The sequence below is a fragment of the Micromonospora musae genome (assembly GCF_003626545.1).
Lineage (GTDB): Bacteria > Actinomycetota > Actinomycetes > Mycobacteriales > Micromonosporaceae > Micromonospora > Micromonospora musae.
The window spans coordinates 41,054-65,186 of the sequence record NZ_RAZS01000006.1 but is presented as its reverse complement, the minus strand read 5'-3'; the positions used below and the strand labels follow the sequence as shown (position 1 = coordinate 65,186).

The window sequence follows — 24,133 nt, the reverse complement described above, 5'->3', positions numbered from 1 at the left end:
GCGACGCAAGGGGGCGCAATACCGGACGCAAGCGGACAGATTGACGCGCCGATTCGGCGCTTTGGCTTGTGACTCGTGTGGCGGTTGGCTAACGTGTCCACGGTTGTCATCGAGTCCATGGACGGGTGACGACGCAGCCGGCGGACGTTCACCTGAGCGTCACCGAATGTCCAGCGGCTGCTTCGGTACCCCGACAACGGAGGGTGTGCGTGCGCCAGCGCCTGTCGTCTGAGCCCGATAGATATCGCGGCCGCCGCCGCGTACCCACCCCACCTCGGAGCCGCTACGCCGCCGTCGTCACCACCGCCTTCGTCGGCGCCGGTGTCGTCGCGCTCGGCGCGAGCGCCCTGCCCGACGCCAAGGACATCAACCAGGCGGCCCTGGACGAGGTCCGCCAGGCCGCGGTGACCAGTCAGGACGCGGCGGCCCGTGCCGAATCCGCCGACGTCGCCTCCCGCGGCAACGACCGACAGGAAGCCTCCGCCGAGTCCGACGTCTGGCTCCTCCCCTTCCAGGGCTACGACCTCGAGTCGTCCTACGGGGAGCGCTGGGGCAAGCTGCACACCGGCGTCGACCTGGTCGCGCCCGAGGGCACCCCGTACGTCGCGATCCACGACGGCACGGTCACCAAGGCCGGCTGGTTCGGTGGCTACGGCAACGCGGTGATCGTCAAGCACTCCGACGGCAGCGAGGCGATCTACGGCCACTCCTCCGCCCTGAACGTGCGGGAGGGCCAGCAGGTCAAGGCCGGCGACCAGCTCGGGTTGATCGGCATGACGGGCCACGCCTACGGCTCGCACCTGCATCTCGAGCTCCATGTCAAGGGCGAGCCGATCGACCCGAAGCCGTTCCTCAAGGAACGCGGAGTGGACATCGAGCTACAAGTCGAGGCTTACTACAACGACGTAGCCGCTTCCTGACGCTGCGTATCGACCGTTGACCGCCCGGATCGGCTGATCCGGGCGGTTTCTTTTCACCGGAAGTAACCTGGCTCACACGTCGGAGTGTGGCCGGCGACACCGGAACCCATGATCACTTAGCGGGTCAGACCGCCCGGACCAGGACGTATCCGGGCAGGGTGGGGCGGGACGACGGGCGGTGCGGTCCGCCCCGTCGGTCGACACCGCGCCGCAGGTCACCAGGATCGGTCGGGTCCCAGCCCCTCGACACCCGAAGGTCCACCCGTGCAGGAAGACAGCACCACCCAGAACGAGCAGCCCACCGAGGCGGACGTCGTCCAGCACCGGCGGCCGGCCGGTCGGGTCCGGCTGCTCGTGGTCGGGGCGGTCGCCCTGGTCGGGCTCGGCGTGGCCGGCGCCGCGATCGTCACGACCGGGGACGACCCCACTCCGGCCCCGGTCTCGCTCGACGCCCAGGCCCGCTCCGAGGCCGCCGCCCGCGCCGACCGCTCCGTGCGCTCCTCCAGCGTCCCGGTCCCGCCGTCGGCGAGCCCCGCACCGAGCGCCACGACGGTCAGCCCGTCGCCCTCGACCAAGCCCGCCACCACGAAGGCGAAGCCGAAGCCGAAGAAGACCGCGAAGCCGAAGCCCACCTGGGTCATCCCGATGAAGGGCGCGACGATCACCTCGTGCTTCGGTCCCCGTTGGGGCACCCAGCACCAGGGCATCGACTTCGCCATGCCCGCCGGCACCCCGATCCACGCCGCCTTCGGCGGCACCGTGGTCAAGGCGGGAGACGCCGGCGACGGGTACGGCAACTCGGTCTTCATCGACCACGGCAACGGCTACCTGACCCACTACGCGCACCAGAGCCGGCTCGTCGTCAGCGTCGGCGACAAGGTCACCGCCGGCCAGGTCATCGGCTACGAGGGCGCGACCGGCGACGCGACCGGCCCGCACCTGCACTTCGAGGTGCACCAGGGTCAGATGTGGAACCAGATCGACCCGGCGCCCTTCCTGCGCGCTCGGGGCATCGACGTGAACTGCTGAGAACACGGCGGCGCGGAGCCCGGTCCGGCGAGTAGGCCGGGCCGGGCTTCCGGCCTGTTTCGTCAGCCCGTGGTCGGCCGAACCGGCCCGGTCAGATCTTGTCGATCGGGGCGTGCCGCAGCACCAGCCAGAGCGTCTGATCGCCGAAGTCGATCTGCGCGCGGGCGCTGGGGCCCTGCCCCTCGACGACGAGCACTCGCCCCAGCCCGTAACGCTGGTGGTTGACCCGGTCGCCGGCGGCCACCTTCGGCGCCTGCGGCAGCTCGCTCGCCGTGCTCAGCCGGCTGGCGTCCACGCCGAGCCGCCGCGCCAGCTGAGCCGCCTTCGGCGTACCACCGGTGAAGCCGCCGCGCCCGCCGGGCGCGCGGTCCGCGCGGCCGCCGACGCCGCCTCCCCCACCGGCCCACGAGGTGTACGACCCCTCGGTGCGCTCCCAGCGCACCAGTTCCGGCGGCAGCTCTTCGAGGAACCGCGACGGCGGATTGTAGGCCGGCTGCCCCCAGGCCGAACGGGTCACCGCGCGGGAGAGGTAGAGGCGCTGCCGGGCCCGGGTGATCCCGACGTACGCCAGCCGCCGCTCCTCCTCCAACTCGCGGGTGTCACCGAGCGAGCGCAGGTGCGGGAAGACGCCGTCCTCCAGGCCGGTCAGGAAGACCACCGGGAACTCCAGCCCCTTCGCGGTGTGCAGCGTCATCAGGGTGACCACACCCTGATGCTCCGGGTCGTCGGTGGGCACCTGGTCGGCGTCGGCGACGAGCGCGACCTGTTCGAGGAAGCCCGCCAGGGTGGCCCGCTCCCCCTCCTCACCGGTCGCCTCGATCCGCTCGGTGTACTCCCGGGCGACGCTCACCAGTTCCTGGAGGTTGTCGACCCGCCCGGCGTCCTGCGGGTCGATGCTCTCCTCCAGCTCGCTCAGGTAGCCCGAGCGGGTCAGCAGCGCCTCCAGCACCTCCTCCGGGGTGCCGGTCTCGGCCAGCTCGCGGGCACCGTCGAGCAGGGCGACGAAGTCGGCGATGCTGTTCGCGGCGCGGGTGGAGATGCCCGGAGCCTCCTTGGCCCGGCGCAGCGCCGCGCCGAAGGAGATCCGGTCCCGGCCGGCGAGCGCCTCGACGCACGCCTCCGCCCGGTCGCCGATCCCCCGACGCGGGGTGTTCAGGACCCGGCGCAGGCTGACCGTGTCGTCGTCGTTGACCACGGCACGCAGGTAGGCCAGCGCGTCGCGGACCTCCTTGCGCTCGTAGAAGCGCACCCCGCCGACCACCTTGTACGGCAGGCCGACCCGGATGAACACCTCCTCGAAGACGCGGGACTGGGCGTTGGTCCGGTAGAAGACCGCCACGTCGCCGGGGCGGATGTCGGCGTCGTCGACGAGCCGGTCGATCTCCCGGGCCACCCAGTCCGCCTCGGCGTGCTCGGTGTCGGCGACGTAGCCGACGATCTGCTCGCCGTGCCCCGCGTCGCTCCACAGCCGCTTGGGCTTCCGGGAGGTGTTCCGGTCGATGACCGCGTTGGCGGCGTTGAGGATGGTCTGGGTGGAGCGGTAGTTCTGCTCCAGCAGGATCGTCCGGGCGTCGGGGTAGTCCCGCTCGAACTCGAGGATGTTGCGGATGGTCGCGCCCCGGAACGCGTAGATCGACTGGTCGGCGTCACCGACCACGCAGAGCTCGGCCGGCGCCAGCCCCTCGGTACCCGAGACCAACTCCTTGATCAGCACGTACTGGGCGTGGTTGGTGTCCTGGTACTCGTCGACCAGCACGTGCCGGAAGCGGCGGCGGTAGGTCTCCGCGACGTGCGGGTGCGACTGGAACAGGTGCACCGTCGTCATGATCAGGTCGTCGAAGTCGAGCGCGTGGGCCTCGCGCAGCCGACGCTGGTAGAGCGTGTAGGCCTCGGCGAGCGCCCGCTCGTTGGGCCCCTTCGCCCGCGTCGCGAACTCCTCCGGGTCGACCAGCTCGTTCTTCAGGTTGGAGACCTGGGCCGCGAGCCCACGCGCCGGGTAGCGCTTCGGGTCGAGGTCGAGTTCCCGGGTGACCAACTGCATCAGCCGACGGGAGTCGTCCGCGTCGTAGATCGAGAAGGTGGACTTGAGCCCGGCGTGCTCGTGCTCGGCGCGCAGGATCCGTACGCACGCGGAGTGGAAGGTCGACACCCACATGAGCCGGGCCCGCGGGCCGACCAGGGCGGCGACCCGCTCCTTCATCTCGCCGGCGGCCTTGTTGGTGAAGGTGATCGCGATGATCTCCCCCGGGTGCACGTCCCGCGCGGCGAGCAGGTGGGCGATCCGGTGGGTGAGCACCCGGGTCTTGCCGGAGCCGGCGCCCGCCACGATCAGCAGGGGCGAGCCGGAGTGGGTGACCGCGTCGCGCTGCGGCCCGTTCAGCCCGGTGAGCAGTTCCTGGGGGTCGAGGCGGCGACCGGCGGGCCCGGGTCGGTGCGGGCGGGCCGGCTCCGGCGCGGGCGGGGACGCGGGGATGTCGAAGAGAGGATGCATCGCACGGCGAGTCTATGCCGCCGGCCGGACACTCCCCGACCGCGCACGCCCGACCGCTCCGACGGGAAGGTGGCGGTTCGGCGCTCGCGACGCCGGACCCGGCCGGTCGCCCGGCCGCGGTCCGGCTGGTGGGAATCCTTGCGCCCCGGCCTGCGACGTGGGCATACTCGACGACGTGTTCGCTCAGCGCTACTACTTTTACTACGGCACCGGGAGTCCGGCAGCCGTAGGTCGCGCCTGAACGACAGACCTGCGAAACGCCCCGGGCTTCTGGAGCCCGGGGCTTTCTCGTTCCCGGGTTCCGACCACCGGGGCACGACGTCCGAGGGATAAGGCGAAGATGACAGACGTGGTGCAGCAGAACGGCGGCTCGGTGCGGGGCGGCGACGAGGAGCCCGACGAGTCGGCGGGCGGCCCGCCGGCCTCCGCGGACGCGGCGGAGAGTTCGGGGGCCGGGCGGGCCTCGGGTCGGGTGCTGGACGCCGGCACGCAGGAGCCGATGACGGCGGCTCGGATCCGGGAGATCCGCACCCGGATCGACGAGATCGACCAGGCGATCATCGGGCTCTGGCAGGAGCGGGCGGGCCTCTCCCAGGAGGTCGGCGCCATGCGGCGGGCCTCCGGTGGCACCCGGCTGGTGCTCTCCCGCGAGCGCGAGATCCTGGAGCACTTCCGGGCGGCGCTCGGCCCCGACGGCACCCAACTCGCGCTGCTGCTGCTACGCGCCGGCCGCGGCCCGCTCTGACCTCACCCCACCCCGCACCCCCTGCCGCCGCGCCTCGTTGATCATGAGGTTGACGGCTGTTCCGGTGATCGAACAGCCCGTCAAGCCCATGATCAACGGGTCGGAGTTCCCGGGGGCCGGGGGGTGGGAAAGAGAGAACCGCCTGCCGGTGTAGGGGACACCGGCAGGCGGTTCGAGGGGTACGTCAGGCGGCCTCGTGGGTCGCCACGATCTCCCGCTTCTCGGCGAAGTGGCAGGCGCTCGGGTGGTCCGAGCCCGACCGGATCTGCAGCAGCGGCACCTCGCGGGCGCACACCTCCTGCGCCTTCCAGCACCGGGTCCGGAACCGGCAGCCCGACGGCGGGTTGGCCGGCGACGGGACGTCACCGGTCAGCCGGATGATCGCCTTGTGCTCCCGAACGGTCGGGTCCGGCACCGGCACCGCGGAGAGCAGCGCCTGGGTGTACGGGTGGGTCGGCCGCTCGTAGATCTCGTCCTCGGTGCCGACCTCCACGATCTTGCCGAGGTACATGACGGCGACCCGGTTACTCAGGTGCCGCACCACCGAGAGGTCGTGCGCGATGAAGACGTACGAGAGGCCGAACTCGGCCTGGAGCTTCTCCAGCAGGTTCATCACCTGAGCCTGGATCGAGACGTCCAGCGCCGACACCGGCTCGTCGCAGACGATGATCTCCGGACGCAGGGCGAGCGCCCGGGCGATCCCGATGCGCTGCCGCTGACCACCGGAGAACTGGTGCGGGTACCGGTTGATGTGCTCCGGGTTGAGGCCCACCAGGTCGAGGAGTTCCTTGACCTTGCCCCGCCGGCTGCCCTTCGGCGCCACCTCGGGGTGGATCTCGAACGGCTCGCCGATCAGGTCGCCGACCGTCATCCGCGGGTTCAGCGAGGTGTACGGGTCCTGCATCACCAGCTGGATCTGCCGGCGCAGGCGACGCAGCGCCCCACCGGAGAGCTTGGAGATGTCCTGCCCCTTGTAGTGCACGCTGCCGGCGGTCGGCTTCTCCAGGTTCATCAGCACCCGGGCGAGCGTCGACTTGCCGCAGCCGGACTCGCCGACCACGCCCAGCGTCTCGCCCTGACGCAGCTCGAAGGAGACGCCGTCGACCGCCTTGACGTGACCGATGGTCTTCTTGAACACCACGCCGCGGTGGATCGGGTAGTGCTTGACCAGGTCGCGGACCTCGAGGATGTTCTCAGTCACGGTTCACCAGCTCCTCGGCGAAGTGGCAGGCGCTGGCGCGGCCGGCGCCGATCTGCAGCAACGGCGGCAGCTTCTCCCGGCAGACCGCCTGCGCCATGGGGCAGCGCGGGTTGAACGGGCAACCCGGCGGGATGTTCATCAGGTTCGGCGGGAGGCCCTTGATGGTGCGCAGCTCCTGCCCCTTCTCGTCCAACCGCGGGATCGAGTTGAGCAGGCCCAGGGTGTAGGGGTGCGCCGGCTTCGCGTACAGGTCGTACACGTCGGCTTCCTCGACGATCCGGCCGGCGTACATGACCGCGATCCGGTCCGCGACGTCGGCGACCACGCCGAGGTCGTGGGTGATCAGGATCATGCCCATCTGCCGCTCGCGCTGGAGTTCGGCCAGCAGGTCCATGATCTGGGCCTGCACGGTCACGTCGAGCGCGGTGGTCGGCTCGTCCGCGATCAGCACCTCGGGGTCGAGCGCGAGTGACATGGCGATCATCGCGCGCTGCCGCATACCACCGGAGAACTGGTGCGGATAGTTGCTGAACCGACCCTTGGCGTTCGGGATCTTGACCTGGTCGAGCATCTCGATCGCGCGCTTCTTGGCGTCCGAGCGGCTCATGCCGCGCCGGACCCGGAACTGCTCGGCGATCTGGAAGCCGACGGTGAAGACCGGGTTCAGCGCGGAGAGCGCGTCCTGGAAGATCATCGCGATGCCCTCGCCGCGGATGCGGCGACGCTCCTCGAAGGACATCTTGAGCATGTCCTTGCCGTGGAAGCGCGCCTGCCCGCCGGTGACGAAGCCGGGCGGCGTGTCGAGGATGCCCATGATGGTCTGCGCGGTGACGCTCTTGCCGGAGCCGGACTCGCCGAGCACGGCGAGGGTCTCCCCCGCGTCGACGTGGTACGTGACCCCGTTGATGACCTTGGCGACGCCGTCCCGGGTACGGAACTCCACCCGGAGGTCGTCGACCTCGAGCAGGCGGCCGGCGGGGCGCCCGGAGGCTCCCGCGGCGGACTGCTCGGACACGAGAATGTCGGACAACTGAATCTCCCCTAGCGGAGTTTCGGATCGAGGGCCTCGCGGACGGCCTCACCGAGCATCACGAAGCTCAGCACGGCCGCGACGAGGAACGCGGCGGGGAAGAAGAGCAGGTACGGGGCGACCCGGATCAGGTCCTGCGCCTCGTTGATGATGATGCCCCAGGAGACCACCGGCGACTTCAGCCCGACGCCCAGGAAGGAGAGCGTCGCCTCGGCGCCGATGAAGGAGCCCACCATGATCGTGCCGTACACCAGGATCGGCGCCAGGGTGTTCGGCAGCAGGTGCTTGAGGATGATCCGGCCGTTGCCGGCGCCGAGCGCCCGGGCCGCCACGATGTAGTCGGCCTCCTTGGTGGCGAGCACCGAGGAGCGCATCAGCCGCATCACGACCGGCCAGCTCAGCACGACCAGCGAGGCGATGACGAGGCCCTTGACCTCCCACTCGCTGTTGCTGGTGCCGGAGCCGTTGAAGGTGGTCAGGATGACGATCGCGCCGAGCACGAACGGCAGGCCGAAGAAGACGTCGGCGATCCGGGAGAGCAGGGCGTCCACCCAGCCGCCACGGAAGCCGGCGATCATGCCCATGGTGCCGCCGATCAGCAGCGTGCCGAGGACCGAGAGCAGCGCCACCACGATGGAGGCGTTGGCGCCGTAGATGGTCCGGGCGTAGACGTCGCGACCCTGGATGTCGTAGCCGAACCAGGCGTGCCCGGACGGCTTCTCGAGGCTGCGGCTCAGCTCACCGGCGGTCGGGTCGGCCGAGGTGAAGAGCGAGGGGAAGGCGGCCATCACGACGAAGATCAGGATGAAGACCGCGGAGATCCAGAAGAGCGGCTTGCGCCGCAGGTCGCGCCAGGCGTCGCCGAGCAGGCCGCGGGGCTTCTCCTGCTTGGCGTGCGCGGGCTGCCCGGCGTCGGTCGGGCCGCCGATCTCGGTGGGCTGGTGCGATGGCGGCGCGCCGACGATCGCAGCAGCGGTCGGGTCACTCATGCCGCCACCTCGCTCCGCTCGGTGCCGCCCTGAGCGGCCCGGGACACGGCGTTGATGTTTCGTTCGCTTCGCTCACTCATAGCGGATCCTCGGGTCCAGGGCGGCGTAGAGCAGGTCCACCAGCAGGTTCATCAGGAGATAGACGAGCACCAGGATCACCACGATGGAGACCACGGTGGCGCTCTCCTTGGTGACGATCGACCGGTAGACGATCCGGCCGATGCCGTTGATCTGGAAGATGCCCTCGGTGACGATGGCGCCGCCCATCAGGGCACCGAGGTCGGTGCCGAGCAGGGTTACCACCGGGATCAGCGAGTTGCGCAGCAGGTGCACACCGACGACCCGCCGCATCGGCAGGCCCTTGGCGATCGCGGTACGGACGTAGTCGGAGCGACGGTTCTCCGAGATGCTGGTACGGGCCACCCGGGCGATGTATGCCATCGAGATGCTGCCCAGTACGAAGCCGGGCACTATCAGCTCGGAGAGTCGCATTTCGCTCGACACGGTGGGCTCGACGATGTTCAGCTGAACACCGAGCACCCACTGGAGCACGAAGCCGATGACGAAGATCGGCAGGGCGATCAGGAAGAGCGTGGAGATCAGGACCAGGTTGTCCAGGAAGCCGTTACGACGCAGCCCGGTCACGACACCGGCGGTGAGGCCGATGATCGCCTCGATCGCCAGGGCCACGACCGCCAGCTTCAGCGTGTTCGGGTAGGCCGTGGCGATGATCTCGTTGATCGAGCGGTTGCCGAAGGTCGTGCCGAAGTCCCCCTGGAAAAGGTTCTTCATGTACGTGGCGTACTGCACGTAGAGAGGCTGGTCCAGCTGGAACTTCTCGGTCATCATCGCGACGAATCCCGGCGGGCACGGCCGTTCGCCGCACTTGCCGGCGAACGGGTCGCCGGGTACGGCCCAGACCAGCCAGTAGATCAGGAAGGTCGTTCCGATGAAGACCGGGACGAGTTGGAGCAGCCGTCTCAACAGATAACGGCCCATGGGGTGGTCCTCCAGACAGGGGGCGCGTCGGCGAGCGACACGCTGGTGACGTCGAGGGGTCTTGTGCACCCCTCGTGGAACGGCCCCAGGTCGGGCTCACCTGGTGTGGTGAGCCCGACCTGGGTCAGACCGTACGGATCAGAGCTCGACGGAGGTGATGTCGATCTCGCCGACGTTGGTCAGTTCGACCTTCTTGATCTTGTCCGAGTGGCCCGACTGCTGACCCTGGAAGTAGACCGGGATCGACGGGACATCGGCGTCGATGATCTTGACAGCCTCGGCGAACTTGGCGTGCGCCTCGTCGAGGTTGGCGGCGCCGCTGGCCTCCTTGGCCAGGGTGTCGACCTGCGGGTTGCTGTACAGGCCGTCGTTCGACGAGCCACCCTTGACGTAGAGCGGGTTGACCCAGTTCTCCACGTCCGGGTAGTCCTGCTGCCAACCGGCACGGTACGGGCCGGTCATCTTGTGGGCGTTGATCTGCTGGCGGAAGACCGCGAAGGTCGGGATGCCCTCGGCCCGGGCGTTGATGCCCAGCACGTTCTTCACGCTCTGCGCAACGGCCTCCATCCAGTCCTTGTGGCTGGCGTCGGCGTTGTAGTAGAAGACCATCTCGCCCTGGTAGCCGCTGGACTCCGCGAAGAGCCGCTTGGCCTCGTCGGCGTTGAACTGGCAGGCGGTGCAGTTGCCGGCCACGGCGCCCGGGGTGAGCGGGTTGGCCCAGCTGTCGGCCGGGGTGCGGTTGCCGAAGAAGATCTTGTCGGTGATCTCCTGCCGGTTGACGGCCAGCGAGATGGCCTTACGCAGCTTCGGGTCCTTGAACTTGGCGTCGTACATCGGGAAGGCGATGATGCCCGTGGACGGCGTGGTCGACTGGATCGCCCGCTCGCCCAGGTCGTTCTTCCACTTGTCACCGGCGAGCGCCGAGACCGGGACCTGCTGCTGGAAGTCGAGGTTGCCAGCGAGGAGGTCGTTGTACGCCGCCGTGTCCTCCTGGTAGAGCTTGACGTCGACGTCCTTGATCTTCATCTTGTCGCGCAGCGTGTAGTCGTCGAAGCGCGTCAGCTTGATCGAGACGTCGTCTTCCCACGACACGAACTTCACCGGGCCGTTGCCGACCGGCTTCTTGCCGAACTCCTCCGGCGTCTGGGTGAAGAACACGTCCGGCAGCGGCACGAAGGCGCTGTAGCCGAGCTTGGTGGGGAACACCGCGGTCGGCGCGGCGAGGGTGACCTCGAAGGTGTAGTCGTCGACGACCTTCAGGCCGGTCAGCTCCTTGGCCTTCGGCGGCGGCGCCTTCTGCGGGCCGTCGGCGTCCGGGTCCTCCGACTGCACGTCGGCGAAGCCCTGGATGTCGGCGAAGAAGCTGGAGTTCTGCGCGCCGTTCGGCGAGTAGGCCGCCCAGTTCCAGGCCTTGGTGAAGTTCGCTGCCTTCACCTCGGAGCCGTCGTGGAACTTCAGGCCCTTCTTGATCTTGATCGTGTAGACCTTGGAGTCGGTCGTCTCGATCGACTCGGCAACGGCGTTCTGCGGCGCGCCGCCGTTGTTCGGGTACTCGACCAGCCCGGTCCACAGGTAGTCGATGATCGCGCCACCACCGGTCTCGGTGGTGTTCGCCGGAACCAGGGGAACCTCCGGCTGGGTGCCGTCGATGACGATGGCGCCGTCTGCGGTGTTGCCGGCGTCGCCGCCGTCGTCGCTGCCGGAGCAGCCGGACGCGATGAGCGCGACCGCTGCGCCCAGCGCAACCGCGCCGCTCGTCCGCTTCGAGACTCTCATTCCGAGGGGCCTCCTCTTTCTAACCTGGTTCCGTCGTGGGTATCACGCACGTCTTGGGGGGTGACGCAACGGCGACCTGTTACCGCAGACCGCCGAACACCACTGGGAATTCGGGACACCCCCTGGTGCACCGATCCGCCGGGCCGCCCCACCCGCTCGGGATCGACACCGGGCACGCGTCGCCCCCACGGCGCCGCGGTCCTCAGCGGTGGGCGTGGGGGTCAGGTCGTGCGGGGTGCCTCACACCGGGAGGCGAGGTGCTGCCACTGTGACACCAACCGGCCGGTTCCGTGAAGGTGCCGTTATCAAGACGTTAGTTGGCCGCCACGTTGCCGATACTTGAGAAAAGATCATGAAAAACGCAGCTCATGCCGCTCTGAGCAGGTAAGACCTTGTCCCACCGACACGCCCGTTGCGCGCGTAGTCTCGGCCTCTGTGAGCTTTCCCGCGTCCGCTCCGGCACTCGCCGACGTCCGTCGCGCGCTGGCGGTTTTTGCCCATCCGGATGATGTCGACTTCGCCTGCGCGGGCACGATCGCCGTCTGGAGGGATGAGGGTATCGAGGTCGCCTACCTGATCGTCACCCGGGGGGAGTCGGGCGGCTTCGACGACACCGAACGCGCCGAGATACCCCGGCTGCGGGAAGCGGAGCAGCGGGCCGCCGCCGCGGCGCTCGGTGTCGAACAGGTCGAGCACCTCGACGGCTACCCGGACGGCGCGCTCGCCCCCACCCTGGCGCTACGTCGCGACATCACCGCGGCGATCCGCCGGTTCCGGCCCGACCGGGTGTTGACCCACGCCCCGCTGCGGCGCTGGGAGCAGCTCACCGGGCCGAGTCACCCCGACCACCTGGCCGTCGGCGAGGCCACCACCTGTGCCGTCTACCCCGACGCGCGCAACCGGTTCGCCCATCCGGAGCTGATCGCCGAGGGGCTGGAGCCGTGGGTCGTCCGGGAGGTCTGGTACGCGGGCGGCCCCGCCCCGGACCACGCGGTCGACATCACCGACCGGTTCGACCGCAAGCTGGCGGCGATGCGCGCCCACCGCTCGCAGACCGGACACTTCGAGGTGGAGAGCTGGATCCGGGACCGGCTCACCACCGCCGCGGACAACGCGGGCCTGCCACCCGGTCGCCTCGTCGAGGCGTACACCGTGCTGCGTACCGAGTGAGGAAGAGCCGCCGCTCAGACCAGCCGGCGGTCCGCCGCCCAGCGGGACAGCTCGTACCGGTTGGACATCTGCAGCTTGCGCAGCACATTGGAGACGTGCGTCTCGACCGTCTTGATCGAGATGAACAGCTCCTTGGCGATCTCCTTGTACGCGTACCCCCGGGCGAGGAGCCGGAGCACCTCACGCTCCCGGTTGGTGAGCTGGTCCAGCTCGGGGTCGGCGACCGGGGCGTCCGGCCGGGCCGCGAAGGCGTCGAGCACGAAACCGGCCAGCCGGGGGCTGAACACGGCGTCCCCGTCGGCCACCCGGCGGATCGCCGCGGTCAGCTCGTCCGGGGAGATGGTCTTGGTGACGTAACCCCGCGCCCCGGCCCGGATCAGGCCGATGACGTCCTCGGCGGCGTCCGAGACGCTCAGCGCCAGGAACTTGACCTGCGGGTGGGTACGCCGCATCGCCTCCAGCACCGCGCGCCCGCCCCCGTCGGGCATGTGCACGTCCAACAGGACCACGTCCGGCACGGTCGCGGCGATCCGGTTGACCGCCTCGGCCACCGTGCTCGCCTCACCCACCACCTCGACGTGGGCGCCGAGTTCGGCTCGTACGCCCGCGCGGAACATGGCGTGGTCGTCCACGAGGAACACCCGCAGCCGTTCGGCGCGGACACCCGCCCCGTCGACCGGTTCCATCGGCTGCTCGGCCATCGTCATCTGTCCCTTTCCGCTGTGGACGAGTCCCGGGAGATCGGCAGGATCAACCGGATCTCGGTGCCCTCCCCCGGCGCGGACCGGATCTCGGCCCGCCCGCCGTGCCGACTCATCCGTCCGACGATCGAACCACGTACCCCGTGCCGGTGGTCCTCCACCGTATCCGGGTCGAATCCCTTCCCCCGGTCCCGGACGAAGACGCTGACCTGTTCGGGCTCCACCTCGGCATAGAGCGATACGGTCTGCACCCCGGCGTGCCGGGCGGCGTTCACCAGCGCCTCGCGGGCGGCGGCGACCAGCGCCCCGACCCGCTCGTCGGTCTCCCGGTCGCCGACCACCACCGCCTCGACGTTGATCGCGAAGGTGTCCTCGACCTCGGCGGCGGCCTGCTCCAACGCGGCCGCGAACCGCTCGGTCGGTGACGCGGTCGGCTTGTAGAGCCAGTTGCGCAGCGACCGCTCCTGACCCCGGGCCAGCCGCTGCACCGTCTTGACGTCGCCGGCGTTGCGCTGGATCAGGGCCAGGGTGTGCAGCACCTGGTCGTGCACCATCGCGGCGAGCTCGGCCCGCTCCTGCTCGCGGATGCGTCCCTCCCGCTCCGAGCGGAGCTGGTTGTACGTCCGCCACAGCACCGGCGCGGCGACCACGCCCACCCCGGCGAGGCCGACCAGCGCGAAGATGACGCCGTTGATCACCGCGTCGAGGTTCTGGGCCGGGGAGTAGACGGCGGCGACCCCGATGATGCCGACCGCGACCAGCACCCCGCCACCGATGAAGCGGAGCACGAACGCCCGCCGGTCGCTCTCCTCGACCACGGCGCCGAGCCACGGCACCGGCAGGGACTCGCCCCACCGCCGACGCCGCTCGGGCGCCGACTGGTGCCAGATCACCCCCGCGCCCACCGCGATGATCGCCACCAGCCAGCCGGCGGTGCCGGCCGCGCCGATCGAGTCGAAGACCATCACCTGGACCAGCAGGACACCGAGCCCGATCGCCACGAACGGCAACAGCTGCGCCACGTCACGACGCGGCGGCACGCCGGTGTCACCGGGTCGCAGCGGCACCACCGCCCAGAAGGCCGCGTAGAGCAGCAGGCCGAGCCCGCTCAGCCCGAGCAGGACCATGAAGGCCACCCGTACCCGCAGCACCGAGATGCCGAGATGTTCGGCGATACCGGCGGCCACCCCGGCGGCCATCCGGTGCTCCGGGGCGCGGTAGAGGCGCGGTGGCGGGCTGACGCTGCTGATCGGAGGCTCCCTCGTCGCGGCGACGGCGCCGGGCCGTGGCGGTGCGGCCGGCACCTGACGGTGGTACCGCTCGATCGTCACACGCTGCGACGGGTCTCGACCACGGGGACGCCCCCGACATTCCCGCCCCGGGATCTCAGGGTGCCGTCAGGGTCGGCTCCTGAGGTCACTCGGGCGGGTGAAGCAGCAGGATCGGAAGCATGACCGAGGAAGCTGCCCAGTCGCCCCGCGCAGGGGTGGCACCGCCGGGCGGAGCGACGCCTCCGCCCGGCTCCCCCGGCTGGACGGGACCCGCACCGGCCGGTCCGCCGCCCGGCGCGGGCCCCGGGCCCGGACCGACGGACGCCGGGCCGGGACCGGCCTGGTACGGACCGGGTCCGGAGACGGCCGGCGCCGGCCCCACCCCGGGCTTCGGCCCGGGCGGCACCGGTCCGGCCTTCGGGCCCGGAGGCGGCGGCACCGGGCCGGCCTCCGGATTCGGTGGTGGCGGCACCGGTCCGGCCTTCGGGCCCGGAGGCGGCGGCACCGGGCCGGCCTCCGGATTCGGTGGCGGCGGCACCGGTCCGGCCTTCGGGTCAGGAGGCGGCGACCCCGGTCCGGCCTTCGGGTTCGCCGGCGGCGGGGGCGGGGGCGGGGGTACCCCGCCGCCACCGCCGGGCGGCCCGGGTGGCGCGGCCGGTGGCCCCCCGCCCGGCGCATTCGGATTCACCACGCGGTACGGGCTGGTCCGCCCGCGCGACGGGCGCTACCTGGCCGGTGTCTGCGCCGCCATCGGCCGCGCCACCAACACCGACCCGGTGCTCTGGCGGGTGCTCCTCGCGGTGCTCGGCTTCTTCGGCGGGGTCGGCATCCTGGTCTACATCGCCGCGTGGCTGATCATCCCCGGCGAGGGCGACACCGCGTCACCGATCGAGTCGATGCTCGGCCGCGGCCGGTCCAGCATGTCGCCGGTCACCGTGATCGTGCTCGGCATCGTCGCGGCCGTCGGCTTCGGCTACATCGTCACCGACGCCTTCCGCGCGGTGCTGCTCGGCGCGGCCATCCTGATCGGTGGGGCGCTGCTGTTGAACCGCGGGCACCGACGCTCCCAGCCCGCCCCGGCCGGGCCACCACCCGCGCCGCCCGGCCCGGTGCCCCCGGTCAGCTACCCCGCGCCGACCCAGTACGCCGCACCACCCACCGCCGACCTGAGCGCCATGCCCGGCGCGCCCGCGCCCGGGGTCGGCCCGCAGCCCCAGCCCTCGCCGGGGCCGGAGGCCCGGGAGGTGATCGCTCCGCACGGGGGGAGCGCTCCCCAGCCCCAGGCCGGCGCACCGGTCTCCGGGCAGCCCGCCGACCGCACCGCCGAGCTGCCCAGCTGGCCGCCGGCCCAGCCGACCGCACCCCAGTGGGGGGCCCCGGCGGCACCCGGCTGGCCGGCGCCGACCGGGCCCGCGTCCGACCCCTTCGGCGGGGGCCAGCCGGGCGGCGGGCACACCCCCACCGCTCCGATGCCGCCGACCGGCTACCGTCCGCCGTTCGCCCCGCACGGCCCGTACGCGACCCAGTCCCCGGGTGCCGCTCCGCCGGCGAAGCCACCGAAACCGCCGAAGCCACCGAAGCGCCCGAAGGAGCGCTCGGCGCTCGGCGCGGTGACCTTCTCCCTGATCTTCCTGGCGCTCGGCCTGGTCGTCATCCTCGACCTGCTCAACGTCTTCGACGTCGGCGCGTCGGCGTACTTCGCCGCGGCGCTGGCCACCATCGGGGTCGGGCTGCTGGTCGGCACCTGGTTCGGCCGGGCCCGCTGGCTGATCGCGCTCGGTCTGGTGACCGCCGCCGCGCTCGCCGTGGCGACGGTGGCCGAGTCGTACGACCGGTTCCGGGGCGTCGACGGCGCGGTGACCTGGGCTCCGTCGAGCTACCAGGACCTCGCCACGCGCTACGAGAACAGCTTCGGTGACGCGGTGCTGGACCTGCGTTCGGTCGACTTCGCCGGACACAACGCCGAGATCACCGTCTCGGTGAACTTCGGACAGGGCACGGTCGTGGTGCCGCAGAACGTCGACGTGACCACGGTGACCGACGTCAACGCCGGCGACGCGACAGTCTTCGGGCAACACCAGGCCGGGGCAGCCGGCGGATCCCGGGAGTTCAGCGACCTCGGCGCGGACGGCGCCGGCGGCGGCACCCTGCGCCTCTTCGTCCACATCAATGCCGGAAGCCTGGTGGTGACCCGATGAAGGCGCACCGTACCGATCTCGTCTCCTTCGCCTTCGGGCTGCTCTTCCTGGCGCTCGCCGCCTGGTGGCTCTCCGGCAAGATCCTCGGGCTCGCCCTACCCCCGGTCGGCTGGTTCCTCGCCGGCGGGCTGATCCTGATCGGGGTCTTCGGTCTGGTGGGCGCGCTCCGCTCGGGCCGGCACGCCGACCGGGAGGTGGCCCCGGCCGACGCCCAACCGGCCGCGGACGTGACCGCGGCCGAGCGGGCGAGCGCGCCGGCCGCCGGGGAGCCGCGGGCCGACCTTCCGGCCACCGGAGTGGACCCCGGATGGCACCCGGACCAGCCCGTCTCCGGCGGGATCCTCCCCGGCTGGGAGCCGGACCAGCCGGCCACCGGCGCGATCCATCCGGCCTGGCAGGTGGACCGCACGGCCGAGATCCGGCCGGACGACGACGGGCAACCGGCGGACCCGGCCACGATTGCCCTCGACCGGGCGGAGGTCAGCACGACCACCATCGATCAGACGGCTGCCGGTCCCGACCGGGGGGACGGCGTCGACGAGCGGCCGACCGGGACTGTCGTCGGCGGGCCGGCCGAGCAGCGGTCGGGCGGTGGCCCGGAGGGCGTGGGCGCTCCCGGGTCGACTCGCCCCGACGACGGGGACGACCCGCGGCGTTGACCTGGGGTCTGTTTCACAAGGTTCGGGCGAGCCTTATGAAACAGACCCTCGGCCCGGCGGGGAAAGTGCTCGACCCGGCCCCTCGGCGGCGGTGCGATCGGCACGCGGGGACGCCTATGCTGGCCGATGGAGTTTCCGCCTTCGTGGGTCGATCCCACCCCGCCGCGGCGGCCCGTCCCGCGCTTGCCGTGTCTACCCCGTCAGGAGCCCGTCCGACATGACCCAGTCCCCCGCCGTGCGTACCCCCGGCCGGCCCGGTCCGGTCCGCATCGGCGAGCGAGCCGCCCGTACCCTCGTCACCGAGCTCGCCCGGCTCAACGACTCGAAGGCCGCGCTGCTGGTCGGCGTGAACCCGCAGTCCGCGGTGCTGGCCGCGGCGATCGAGGCGTTGCTGCCCGGTGACCGGCTCACCGTGGTGGCCGCCGAGGGAGGGTCCACCGCCGCCCTGCGCGAACACGTCACCGCCCAGGGTCGGTGGGTCGCCGACCGGGTCCGGGTGGTCGACTCCCTCACCGAGGCCGACCCCGCCGAGGTGGTGATCGCGGCCGAGCCGCTGCTCGGCGCCGCCGACGAGACCCGCACCACGATCGAGACCCTCACCAAGTACCTCAACGCCGGGGCGGTGCTCAGCGTGGCGACCGCCGCCGGGCCGGGCCGGACCCTGGGCGCGGCGGCGGAGCTCGAGCGGCAGAGCGCCCTGCACGGCGTCGGCGTCGACCTGGTGCTGCGCAACTCGCCGCCGGTACGTCTGCACCGGCTCCGGTTCAGCCCGGCGAGCCCGGCCACGGCGGATCGGCTCGCCGCCGCGCACCGGCCGTCGAGCGTGCCGCTGACCCGGACCATGCACATCGACTCCAACGGGGTCGCGGCGGCCGGCATCAGCCTCGGTCTGGCCGCGCTGGCCCGGCTGACCCGGCCGAAGTCGAAGCTCTGGCTGTTGCCGGCCCTCGCCGCCGCACCGGTCGCCGCGTTCTTCCGCGACCCGGAGCGGGACGTGCCCGAGGACCCGGCGGCGGTGGTGGCCGCCGCGGACGGCCAGGTGCTGTCGGTGCAGCGCCTGCACGACGAGCGCTTCGGCGACGGCGAGTGGCTACGCGTCGCGGTCTTCCTGTCGGTGCTCGACGTGCACGTCAACCGTGCTCCGGTGGCCGGCAAGGTGGTCGACTACTTCGTGGCCGACGGCGGGTTCGTCAACGCCATGAAGCCGGACGCCGAGCACAACGTGGCCGCGTACACGGTGCTGGACACGGTGCACGGCACGGTGGTGGTGGCGCAGCGCACCGGCCTGATCGCCCGTCGGATCGTGCAGCGGGTGCCCATCGGGTCGCTGCTGGCCAAGGGCGAGCGCTTCGGGCTGATCCGGTTCGGCTCGCGTACCGACGTCTACCTGCCGGCCGATGCGGCGGAGCCGCTCGTCGGCCCCGGCGACAAGGTGGTCGGTGGCACGACGGTGATCGCCCGCTGGCTCTGAGCCGAACGACGAGAAGAGGCGCCGCGGATCGCGGCGCCTCTCTCTTTTCCGGTACGGGGTGTGGCGGCTCTTGCGCCCGGTCAGGCGGCTCGCCGCTGGCGCAGCCAGAGCACCGGCCCGCTGACCAGGTAGCCCACCACGATCAGGGCGAAGGTGAGCCGGATGTCGACCAGCGCGCCGATCACCGGGGCGAGCCACAGCCACGGCGGCAGCTTCACCAGCCGGGCGAGCTTGGCGTACGGGAAGCTGGACACCATCGCGAAGGCCAGCAGCGCCACCCCGGCCAGGAGGACCGGACCGGGCACGGGCAACCCGATGGCCACGGTCACCGCGAGCACGGCCGCGGCCATGGTGGTGGGCACGCCGCAGAAGAATCGGCCGTCCTTGGGGCTGACGTTGAACCGGGCGAGCCGGATCGCGGCGCAGGCCGCGACGAGCGCGCACGCGACGGCCGCGGCGGCGGTCGACACGGAGCCGGCGAGCGAAGCGTAGACGACCACCGGCGCGGCGAGGCCGAACGAGCACATGTCGGCCAGCGAGTCCATCTGCGCGCCGAACGGGCTGGCCACGCCGAGTTTGCGGGCCAGCGCCCCGTCGAGACCGTCGAACGCGACGCAGGCGATGAGGGAGAGCGCGGCGATGCGCACCTCGCCCTGCATGGCCAGGAAGATGGCGAGCATGCCGAGGGTCAGGCTGCTCAGGGTGCACGCGTTGACCAGTGCGAACTTCACCCGGCGGGTGACGGTGCGCTCGCCGGGGAGCAGCGGGATCGACCCGGCCGCCGTGTCGTCGGGCGCGGTCACCGGTGGCAGCGCCGGGCTGATCGGCGGCAGCGCCGGGCTGACCGGCATGACCGACTCGACCTGTGCCCGGCTGAACCGGTCCAGCCCGTAGCGGCGACGACGGCTGCGGTAGCGGGGCTCGACCAGAGCGGTTTCGGTGCCTGTGGTCAGCTCGCCGTCACGCCGGCCCACCCGGACCAGCAGAACCTGCCGGGCGAACGCGCCGCTGCGGCGGAGCCGGCCCGCCCAGCGACGCCCTGCGGGGCGCGGACTGTCAGTCGTACGACGCCGGCGCCATGGGGCTCTCGGCACGCTTCCTCCATCACCGGATGAGTCTTCGGGACGTGCATCCGGCTGTCTCGTACCGGACCACTCTCGGCCCGGCAGCCGTTGTGCGGAGTACACCATTACACAGGGAACGGCGCTTGGCGATAGCTGTCGGCGGGCTTATATCTCCATATACCGCTCAGACGGCTCTCTCGTTCGCATCCCGGGCCTCATCGCCCGTTATCCATCATTCCCTACCTCGACTGTAGCCCAACGGGCCCGAACCGGCTCGGGCGGTGCGGCTTATCCGACTCGCTGTCCGGTCGCCCAGGCAGCGACGTCCGTCAACGGCAGGTCGTCGAGTTGGTCGGCCGTGAACCAGGCCGCGCGGGCCGTCGAGCCGCCGGCCGCCTCGGTGACCCGGGCCTCGGTGGGCGAATCGACCACCACCCGGTAGATCACCCGTACCCCGTGCCAGTCGAGCGGGCGCCCCTCGGGCCCGAACGCGGCCGGGTTGTGCAGGTTGTCCACGCCCATCAGCTCGATCACCCGGCCGAGCTGCCCGGCCTCCTCGACCAGTTCGCGCAGGAGCGCGGGCTCGGGCTGTTCACCGTGGTCCGTGCCGCCGCCGGGCAGGTGCCACAGCCCGGCGCCGGGATACCCCTCGGCGATCATCGTGAGCAGCACCCGCCCCTGCGGGTCGGTGACCAGCCCGTACGCGGCGAAGCGCAGCCGGCGGTCGCCGAGCGGCGGGAAGGAGGAGGGTCCCGCGTGCCCCGCGGGCAACGGGGAGACCGGCAGGCCGAGCAGCTCGGCGGTGAACGGCGCCAGCGGCACCGCCGCCGCCTCCCGCGGCGTGAACCAGCGGGCCGAGTCGGTCACCCCCGCCGGCCCGTCGCGCAGCGCTCCCCCGGTGACGGCCAGGTCGAAGGCGAGCCGATCGGTATGCAGTGACACGTCCGCGTCGGGGAACGGGACGACGTCCGCGAGCACCGCGCGCAGTCGGGTCACCTCGACGGTCAGCCCGGTCTCCTCGCCCACCTCGCGGAGCACGGCGTGCGCGGGGTGTTCGCCGTGCGGCACGACGCCACCGGGCAGGTGCCAGACCGCCGGGAATTGGGCGGCGGCGGAGCCGCGTACGAGCAACACCCGCCCGTCGTCGCGGCAGAGCCCGTACGCACCCACCTGCCGCCGCTGCTGCATCCCGTGGCCCCCGCCCGCGTCCCAGTCTGGTCGATCATGAAGTTATCGCCGTCCATCCCGGCGTGTCCCGACAATAACCTCATGATCACCACAGGCCGGGCGGAGGTGGGGGTGGGAGTAGGGGTCAGGTGAGGTGGGCGGCTTGGACGGCTTCGGCGGTGACCTCGGTGAGGCGTTCGGCCGGCAGGGCGCCCAGCTCGGCGGGGGCGAACCAGCGGGCCTCGCTGGTGGAACCGCCGACGTCGGCGACGGTGGGCGGGGCGGGCCGGTCGACCACCACCCGGTAGAAGGCGCGTACGCCGTGCCAGTCGATCGGGTAGCCCTCCGGGCCGAGCGAGGCGGCGTCCCGGTGACTGGCCACGCCGAGCAGCTCGACGAGCCGCCCGTCCTGCCCGGTCTCCTCCACCAGCTCACGGATGAGCGCCGCGCCGGGCTGCTCCCCGTAGTCGGTGCCGCCGCCGGGCAGGTGCCAGCAGCCGGCGCCGGGGTAGCCGTCGGCGACGCGGGTGAGCAGGACGCGGCCCTCGGGGTCGGTGCAGACCGCGTACGCGGCGAAGCGCTGCGCCCGGTGCAGCCCGTCCGGCCCGGGCACCGCGTAGAAGGAGGGGAACTCGGGCGGCTCGTCCGGAACCACGTCGCCCGAGGACGCGGGCAGGCCGAGGGCGCGCGAGGTGAACGAGCGCAGCGGCAGCTCGGCGGCCTCCTCCCGGGTGAACCACCGGGCCAGGTCGGTCGGCCGGTCGACCCGGTCGGTGAGGGTCCCGCCCCGCACCGACACCTGGTAGATGAGCCGGTCGGTGTGGATCGTGATGCCCCGCTCGGGCAGCGCCCGCATGTCCGCCAGCACGTCCTGCAGCCCGGTCACGGAGACCGACAACCCCGTCTCGGCCGCCGTCTCCCGGACCACCGTGTGGTTGGGATCCTCGCCGTGGTCGACCGCGCCGCCGGGCAGCGACCATCGGCCGGGGGTGCCGGAGCGTGGGGAGGCACGAACCAGGAGAACCCGGCCAGCCGAATCGGCACAAACTGCGTATGCCGCGATCCTGCGGAGCGGCGTCAGCGCGGTGGTCACGGAAAAAAATTCTCCCTCGGGCGGGTTACCGGCATCGAAAAGAGTCAGATTGCTGACACAGGGCTCGCGACTCAGGGAGCGGTCAGGGTAAGGATCCGGGCGCTCACCGAGGTCGCCGCCGCAGCCGACGCGGAGGGTGGAGACATGACAACCAACACCCCTCCCCAGGCCCCGTACAAGCAGCTCCGGCGCCCCACCACCGACCGCATGGTCGCCGGTGTCGCCAGTGGCGTCGGTCGCTACCTCGGCGTCGACCCCACCATGATCCGGGTGCTCTTCGCGGTCGCCGTCCTGCTCACCGGCGGGCTGGCGCTGCTCGCGTACCCGGTCATGTGGTTCCTGATGCCGGAGGAGCCGCCCGGCGCCCCCGCCTGGCCGCACCCCGCGGGTGCCGCGCCGCAGCCTCCGCCGCCGACCACCACGGCGACGAGCCGGCCGGGGTACGCCCCGACGCCGCCCTACTACCCGCCGGCGGCGGCCGCCGAGCCCGTCGGCACCGCGCCGCAGGCGACGGCGCCGGTCCCGCCGAGCGGGCCCGTACCGCCGACCGCGGGCTGAGCGCCGCTCACTCCCACTCGATGGTGCCCGGCGGCTTGCTGGTCACGTCCAGCACCACCCGGTTGACCTCGGCCACCTCGTTGGTGATCCGGGTCGAGATCCGCGCGATCACGTCGTAGGGCAGCCGGGACCAGTCGGCCGTCATCGCGTCCTCGCTGGAGACCGGGCGCAGCACCACGGGATGCCCGTAGCTGCGCCCGTCGCCCTGCACCCCGACGCTGCGTACGTCGGCCAGGAGCACCACCGGGAACTGCCACACGTCCCGGTCCAGGCCGGCGGCGGTCAACTCCTGGCGGGCGATCAGGTCGGCCTTGCGGAGCAGCGCGAGCCGCTCCTCGTCGACCGCACCGATGATCCGGATCGCCAGCCCCGGGCCGGGGAACGGGTGACGCCAGACCATCTCCTCCGGCAGCCCCAGCTGGAGCCCGAGGGTGCGGACCTCGTCCTTGAAGAGCGCGCGCAACGGCTCGACCAGCGCGAACTTCAGGTCCTCCGGCAGGCCGCCGACGTTGTGGTGGCTCTTGATGTTGGCGGTGCCGGTGCCGCCACCGGACTCGACGACGTCCGGGTAGAGGGTGCCCTGCACCAGGAACTCGACGTCACCGTGCGCGGCGATCTCCCGGGCGGCGGCCTCGAAGACCCGGATGAACTCCCGGCCGATGATCTTGCGCTTCTGCTCGGGGTCGGTCACCCCGGCGAGCGCGCCCAGGAACCGGTCCCGCGCGTCGACCACCTTGAGCTTGATGCCGGTCGCCGCCACGTAGTCCTTCTCGACCTGCTCGGCCTCGCCGGCCCGGAGCAGACCGTGGTCGACGAAGACACAGGTCAACTGGTCGCCGACGGCCTTGTGCACGAGCGCCGCCGCGACCGCCGAGTCGACGCCACCGCTGAGGCCGCAGATGACCTCCTTCTCGCCGACCTGCTCGCGGATCCGGGCGACCTGCTCGTCGATGATGTTCTCCGGCGTCCAGGTGGGCTCGATGCCGGCGATCTCGTAGAGGAACCGGGTGAGCATCTCCTGGCCGTGCGCGGTGTGCCCGACCTCCGGGTGGAACTGCACGCCGGCCCGCCGCCCGACGAGGTCCTCGAAGGCGGCGACCGGCGCGCCGGCGGACTCGGCGGTCACCGTGAAGCCGGCCGGCGCCTCCGTAACGCAGTCGCCGTGGCTCATCCAGACCGGCAGGTCCGCGGGGAGATCCTTGAGCAGCACGCCCGCCTCCGGGCGGGCCTGCAACGGGGTGCCGCCGTACTCGCGGTTGCCGGTGTGCGCCACCGTGCCGCCGAGCGCCTGGGCCATGGCCTGGAAGCCGTAGCAGATGCCGAAGACCGGCACCCCGGCGGTGAACATGCCGGCGTCGACCTGCGGGGCACCCGGCGCGTAGACGCTGGCCGGGCCGCCGGAGAGGATGATCGCTGCCGGGTTCTTCGCCAGCATCTCGGCGACCGGCATGGTGTGCGGGACGATCTCGGAATAGACCTTCGCCTCGCGTACCCGGCGCGCGATGAGCTGGGCGTACTGGGCTCCGAAGTCCACCACGAGGACGGGGCGAGGCGTGCTCATGTGGAGAAAGCCTACCTACTGTTCCGGCCGCCCCCGGCCG

Annotated in this window: 18 protein-coding genes and 2 pseudogenes; 8 read left to right on the top strand and 12 right to left on the bottom strand. The window is 71.7% G+C overall.

Annotation, left to right across the window (positions count from 1 at the left end; genetic code table 11):
* The first annotated feature begins 209 nt into the window (after window positions 1–209).
* Together D7147_RS17760 and D7147_RS17755 are read left to right on the top strand one after the other, a co-directional pair.
* Window positions 210–920, top strand: a complete 711-nt coding sequence (locus tag D7147_RS17760; RefSeq protein WP_120679068.1) for a M23 family metallopeptidase — start codon at window positions 210–212, stop codon at window positions 918–920.
* Window positions 921–1,184: 264 nt separating this feature from the next.
* Entirely contained in the window at window positions 1,185–1,949 is a 765-nt protein-coding gene (locus tag D7147_RS17755; protein WP_120679066.1) for a M23 family metallopeptidase, read from the top strand.
* A 91-nt stretch (window positions 1,950–2,040) separates the two neighbouring features.
* Here the strand turns inward: D7147_RS17755 and pcrA are convergent, their stop codons facing one another.
* The gene (gene pcrA / locus D7147_RS17750) at window positions 2,041–4,440 is read right to left on the bottom strand and encodes a DNA helicase PcrA (RefSeq protein WP_120679064.1); all 2,400 of its coding nucleotides are present in this window, start codon (window positions 4,438–4,440) and stop codon (window positions 2,041–2,043) included.
* Between the two features lie 340 nt (window positions 4,441–4,780).
* Between pcrA and D7147_RS17745 the strand changes: the two genes are divergently transcribed.
* Window positions 4,781–5,185, top strand: coding sequence for a chorismate mutase (locus D7147_RS17745; RefSeq protein WP_120679062.1), 405 nt, complete (start codon window positions 4,781–4,783; stop codon window positions 5,183–5,185).
* A gap of 184 nt (window positions 5,186–5,369) precedes the next feature.
* Here D7147_RS17745 and D7147_RS17740 read toward each other — a convergent pair whose 3' ends face one another.
* The 5 genes from D7147_RS17740 to D7147_RS17720 form a co-directional block, all read right to left on the bottom strand.
* Window positions 5,370–6,386, bottom strand: a complete 1,017-nt coding sequence (locus D7147_RS17740; RefSeq protein ID WP_120679060.1) for an ABC transporter ATP-binding protein — start codon at window positions 6,384–6,386, stop codon at window positions 5,370–5,372.
* A complete protein-coding gene (locus tag D7147_RS17735) occupies window positions 6,379–7,401 on the bottom strand; it encodes an ABC transporter ATP-binding protein (RefSeq protein WP_120679058.1) in 1,023 nt (340 codons plus the stop codon). Before D7147_RS17735 ends, D7147_RS17740 begins: the two co-directional genes overlap by 8 nt.
* Before the next feature lie 26 nt (window positions 7,402–7,427).
* Window positions 7,428–8,405, bottom strand: coding sequence for an ABC transporter permease (locus tag D7147_RS17730; protein ID WP_120679056.1), 978 nt, complete (start codon window positions 8,403–8,405; stop codon window positions 7,428–7,430).
* Between the two features lie 72 nt (window positions 8,406–8,477).
* Complete coding sequence (locus D7147_RS17725) at window positions 8,478–9,404, bottom strand: ABC transporter permease (protein WP_120679054.1); 927 nt, start codon at window positions 9,402–9,404, stop codon at window positions 8,478–8,480.
* 138 nt (window positions 9,405–9,542) lie between these two features.
* Window positions 9,543–11,180, bottom strand: a complete 1,638-nt coding sequence (locus D7147_RS17720) for a peptide ABC transporter substrate-binding protein (RefSeq protein ID WP_120679052.1) — start codon at window positions 11,178–11,180, stop codon at window positions 9,543–9,545.
* Window positions 11,181–11,615: 435 nt separating this feature from the next.
* Here D7147_RS17720 and D7147_RS17715 point away from each other — a divergent pair, with 435 nt between their 5' ends.
* Window positions 11,616–12,350, top strand: a complete 735-nt coding sequence (locus D7147_RS17715) for a PIG-L deacetylase family protein (RefSeq protein ID WP_199716576.1) — start codon at window positions 11,616–11,618, stop codon at window positions 12,348–12,350.
* A gap of 14 nt (window positions 12,351–12,364) precedes the next feature.
* Here the strand turns inward: D7147_RS17715 and D7147_RS17710 are convergent, their stop codons facing one another.
* A complete protein-coding gene (locus tag D7147_RS17710) occupies window positions 12,365–13,051 on the bottom strand; it encodes a response regulator (RefSeq protein ID WP_120679050.1) in 687 nt (228 codons plus the stop codon).
* Between the two features lie 2 nt (window positions 13,052–13,053).
* Window positions 13,054–14,301, bottom strand: a complete 1,248-nt coding sequence (locus D7147_RS17705) for an ATP-binding protein (protein WP_255510747.1) — start codon at window positions 14,299–14,301, stop codon at window positions 13,054–13,056.
* Between the two features lie 200 nt (window positions 14,302–14,501).
* Here D7147_RS17705 and D7147_RS17695 point away from each other — a divergent pair, with 200 nt between their 5' ends.
* The 3 genes and pseudogenes from D7147_RS17695 to D7147_RS17685 all read left to right on the top strand — a co-directional run bounded on the left by D7147_RS17695 (window position 14,502) and on the right by D7147_RS17685 (window position 18,650).
* On the top strand, window positions 14,502–16,520 hold the full coding sequence (locus D7147_RS17695; RefSeq protein WP_199734198.1) for a PspC domain-containing protein: 2,019 nt from the start codon (window positions 14,502–14,504) through the stop codon (window positions 16,518–16,520).
* Window positions 16,517–16,795, top strand: a pseudogene (locus tag D7147_RS17690) (hypothetical protein); the annotation flags it as partial. The gene D7147_RS17695 and the pseudogene D7147_RS17690, both read left to right, overlap by 4 nt.
* A 601-nt stretch (window positions 16,796–17,396) precedes the next feature.
* Window positions 17,397–18,650: a phosphatidylserine decarboxylase gene (locus D7147_RS17685; protein WP_120679048.1), complete on the top strand. Its 1,254-nt coding sequence runs from the start codon at window positions 17,397–17,399 to the stop codon at window positions 18,648–18,650.
* An 80-nt stretch (window positions 18,651–18,730) separates the two neighbouring features.
* Here the strand turns inward: D7147_RS17685 and D7147_RS17680 are convergent, their stop codons facing one another.
* The 3 genes from D7147_RS17680 to D7147_RS17670 all read right to left on the bottom strand — a co-directional run bounded on the left by D7147_RS17680 (window position 18,731) and on the right by D7147_RS17670 (window position 21,974).
* Window positions 18,731–19,636, bottom strand: a complete 906-nt coding sequence (locus tag D7147_RS17680; protein WP_233563230.1) for a CDP-alcohol phosphatidyltransferase family protein — start codon at window positions 19,634–19,636, stop codon at window positions 18,731–18,733.
* A gap of 366 nt (window positions 19,637–20,002) precedes the next feature.
* A complete protein-coding gene (locus D7147_RS17675; protein WP_120679044.1) occupies window positions 20,003–20,902 on the bottom strand; it encodes an NUDIX domain-containing protein in 900 nt (299 codons plus the stop codon).
* Window positions 20,903–21,026: 124 nt separating this feature from the next.
* Window positions 21,027–21,974, bottom strand: a complete 948-nt coding sequence (locus D7147_RS17670; RefSeq protein ID WP_120679042.1) for an NUDIX domain-containing protein — start codon at window positions 21,972–21,974, stop codon at window positions 21,027–21,029.
* Between the two features lie 144 nt (window positions 21,975–22,118).
* Here D7147_RS17670 and D7147_RS17665 point away from each other — a divergent pair.
* Window positions 22,119–22,451: pseudogene (locus D7147_RS17665) on the top strand (PspC domain-containing protein); the annotation flags it as partial.
* Window positions 22,452–22,539: 88 nt separating this feature from the next.
* Here the strand turns inward: D7147_RS17665 and guaA are convergent.
* On the bottom strand, window positions 22,540–24,093 hold the full coding sequence (gene guaA / locus D7147_RS17660; protein WP_120679038.1) for a glutamine-hydrolyzing GMP synthase: 1,554 nt from the start codon (window positions 24,091–24,093) through the stop codon (window positions 22,540–22,542).
* Window positions 24,094–24,133 lie beyond the last annotated feature (40 nt).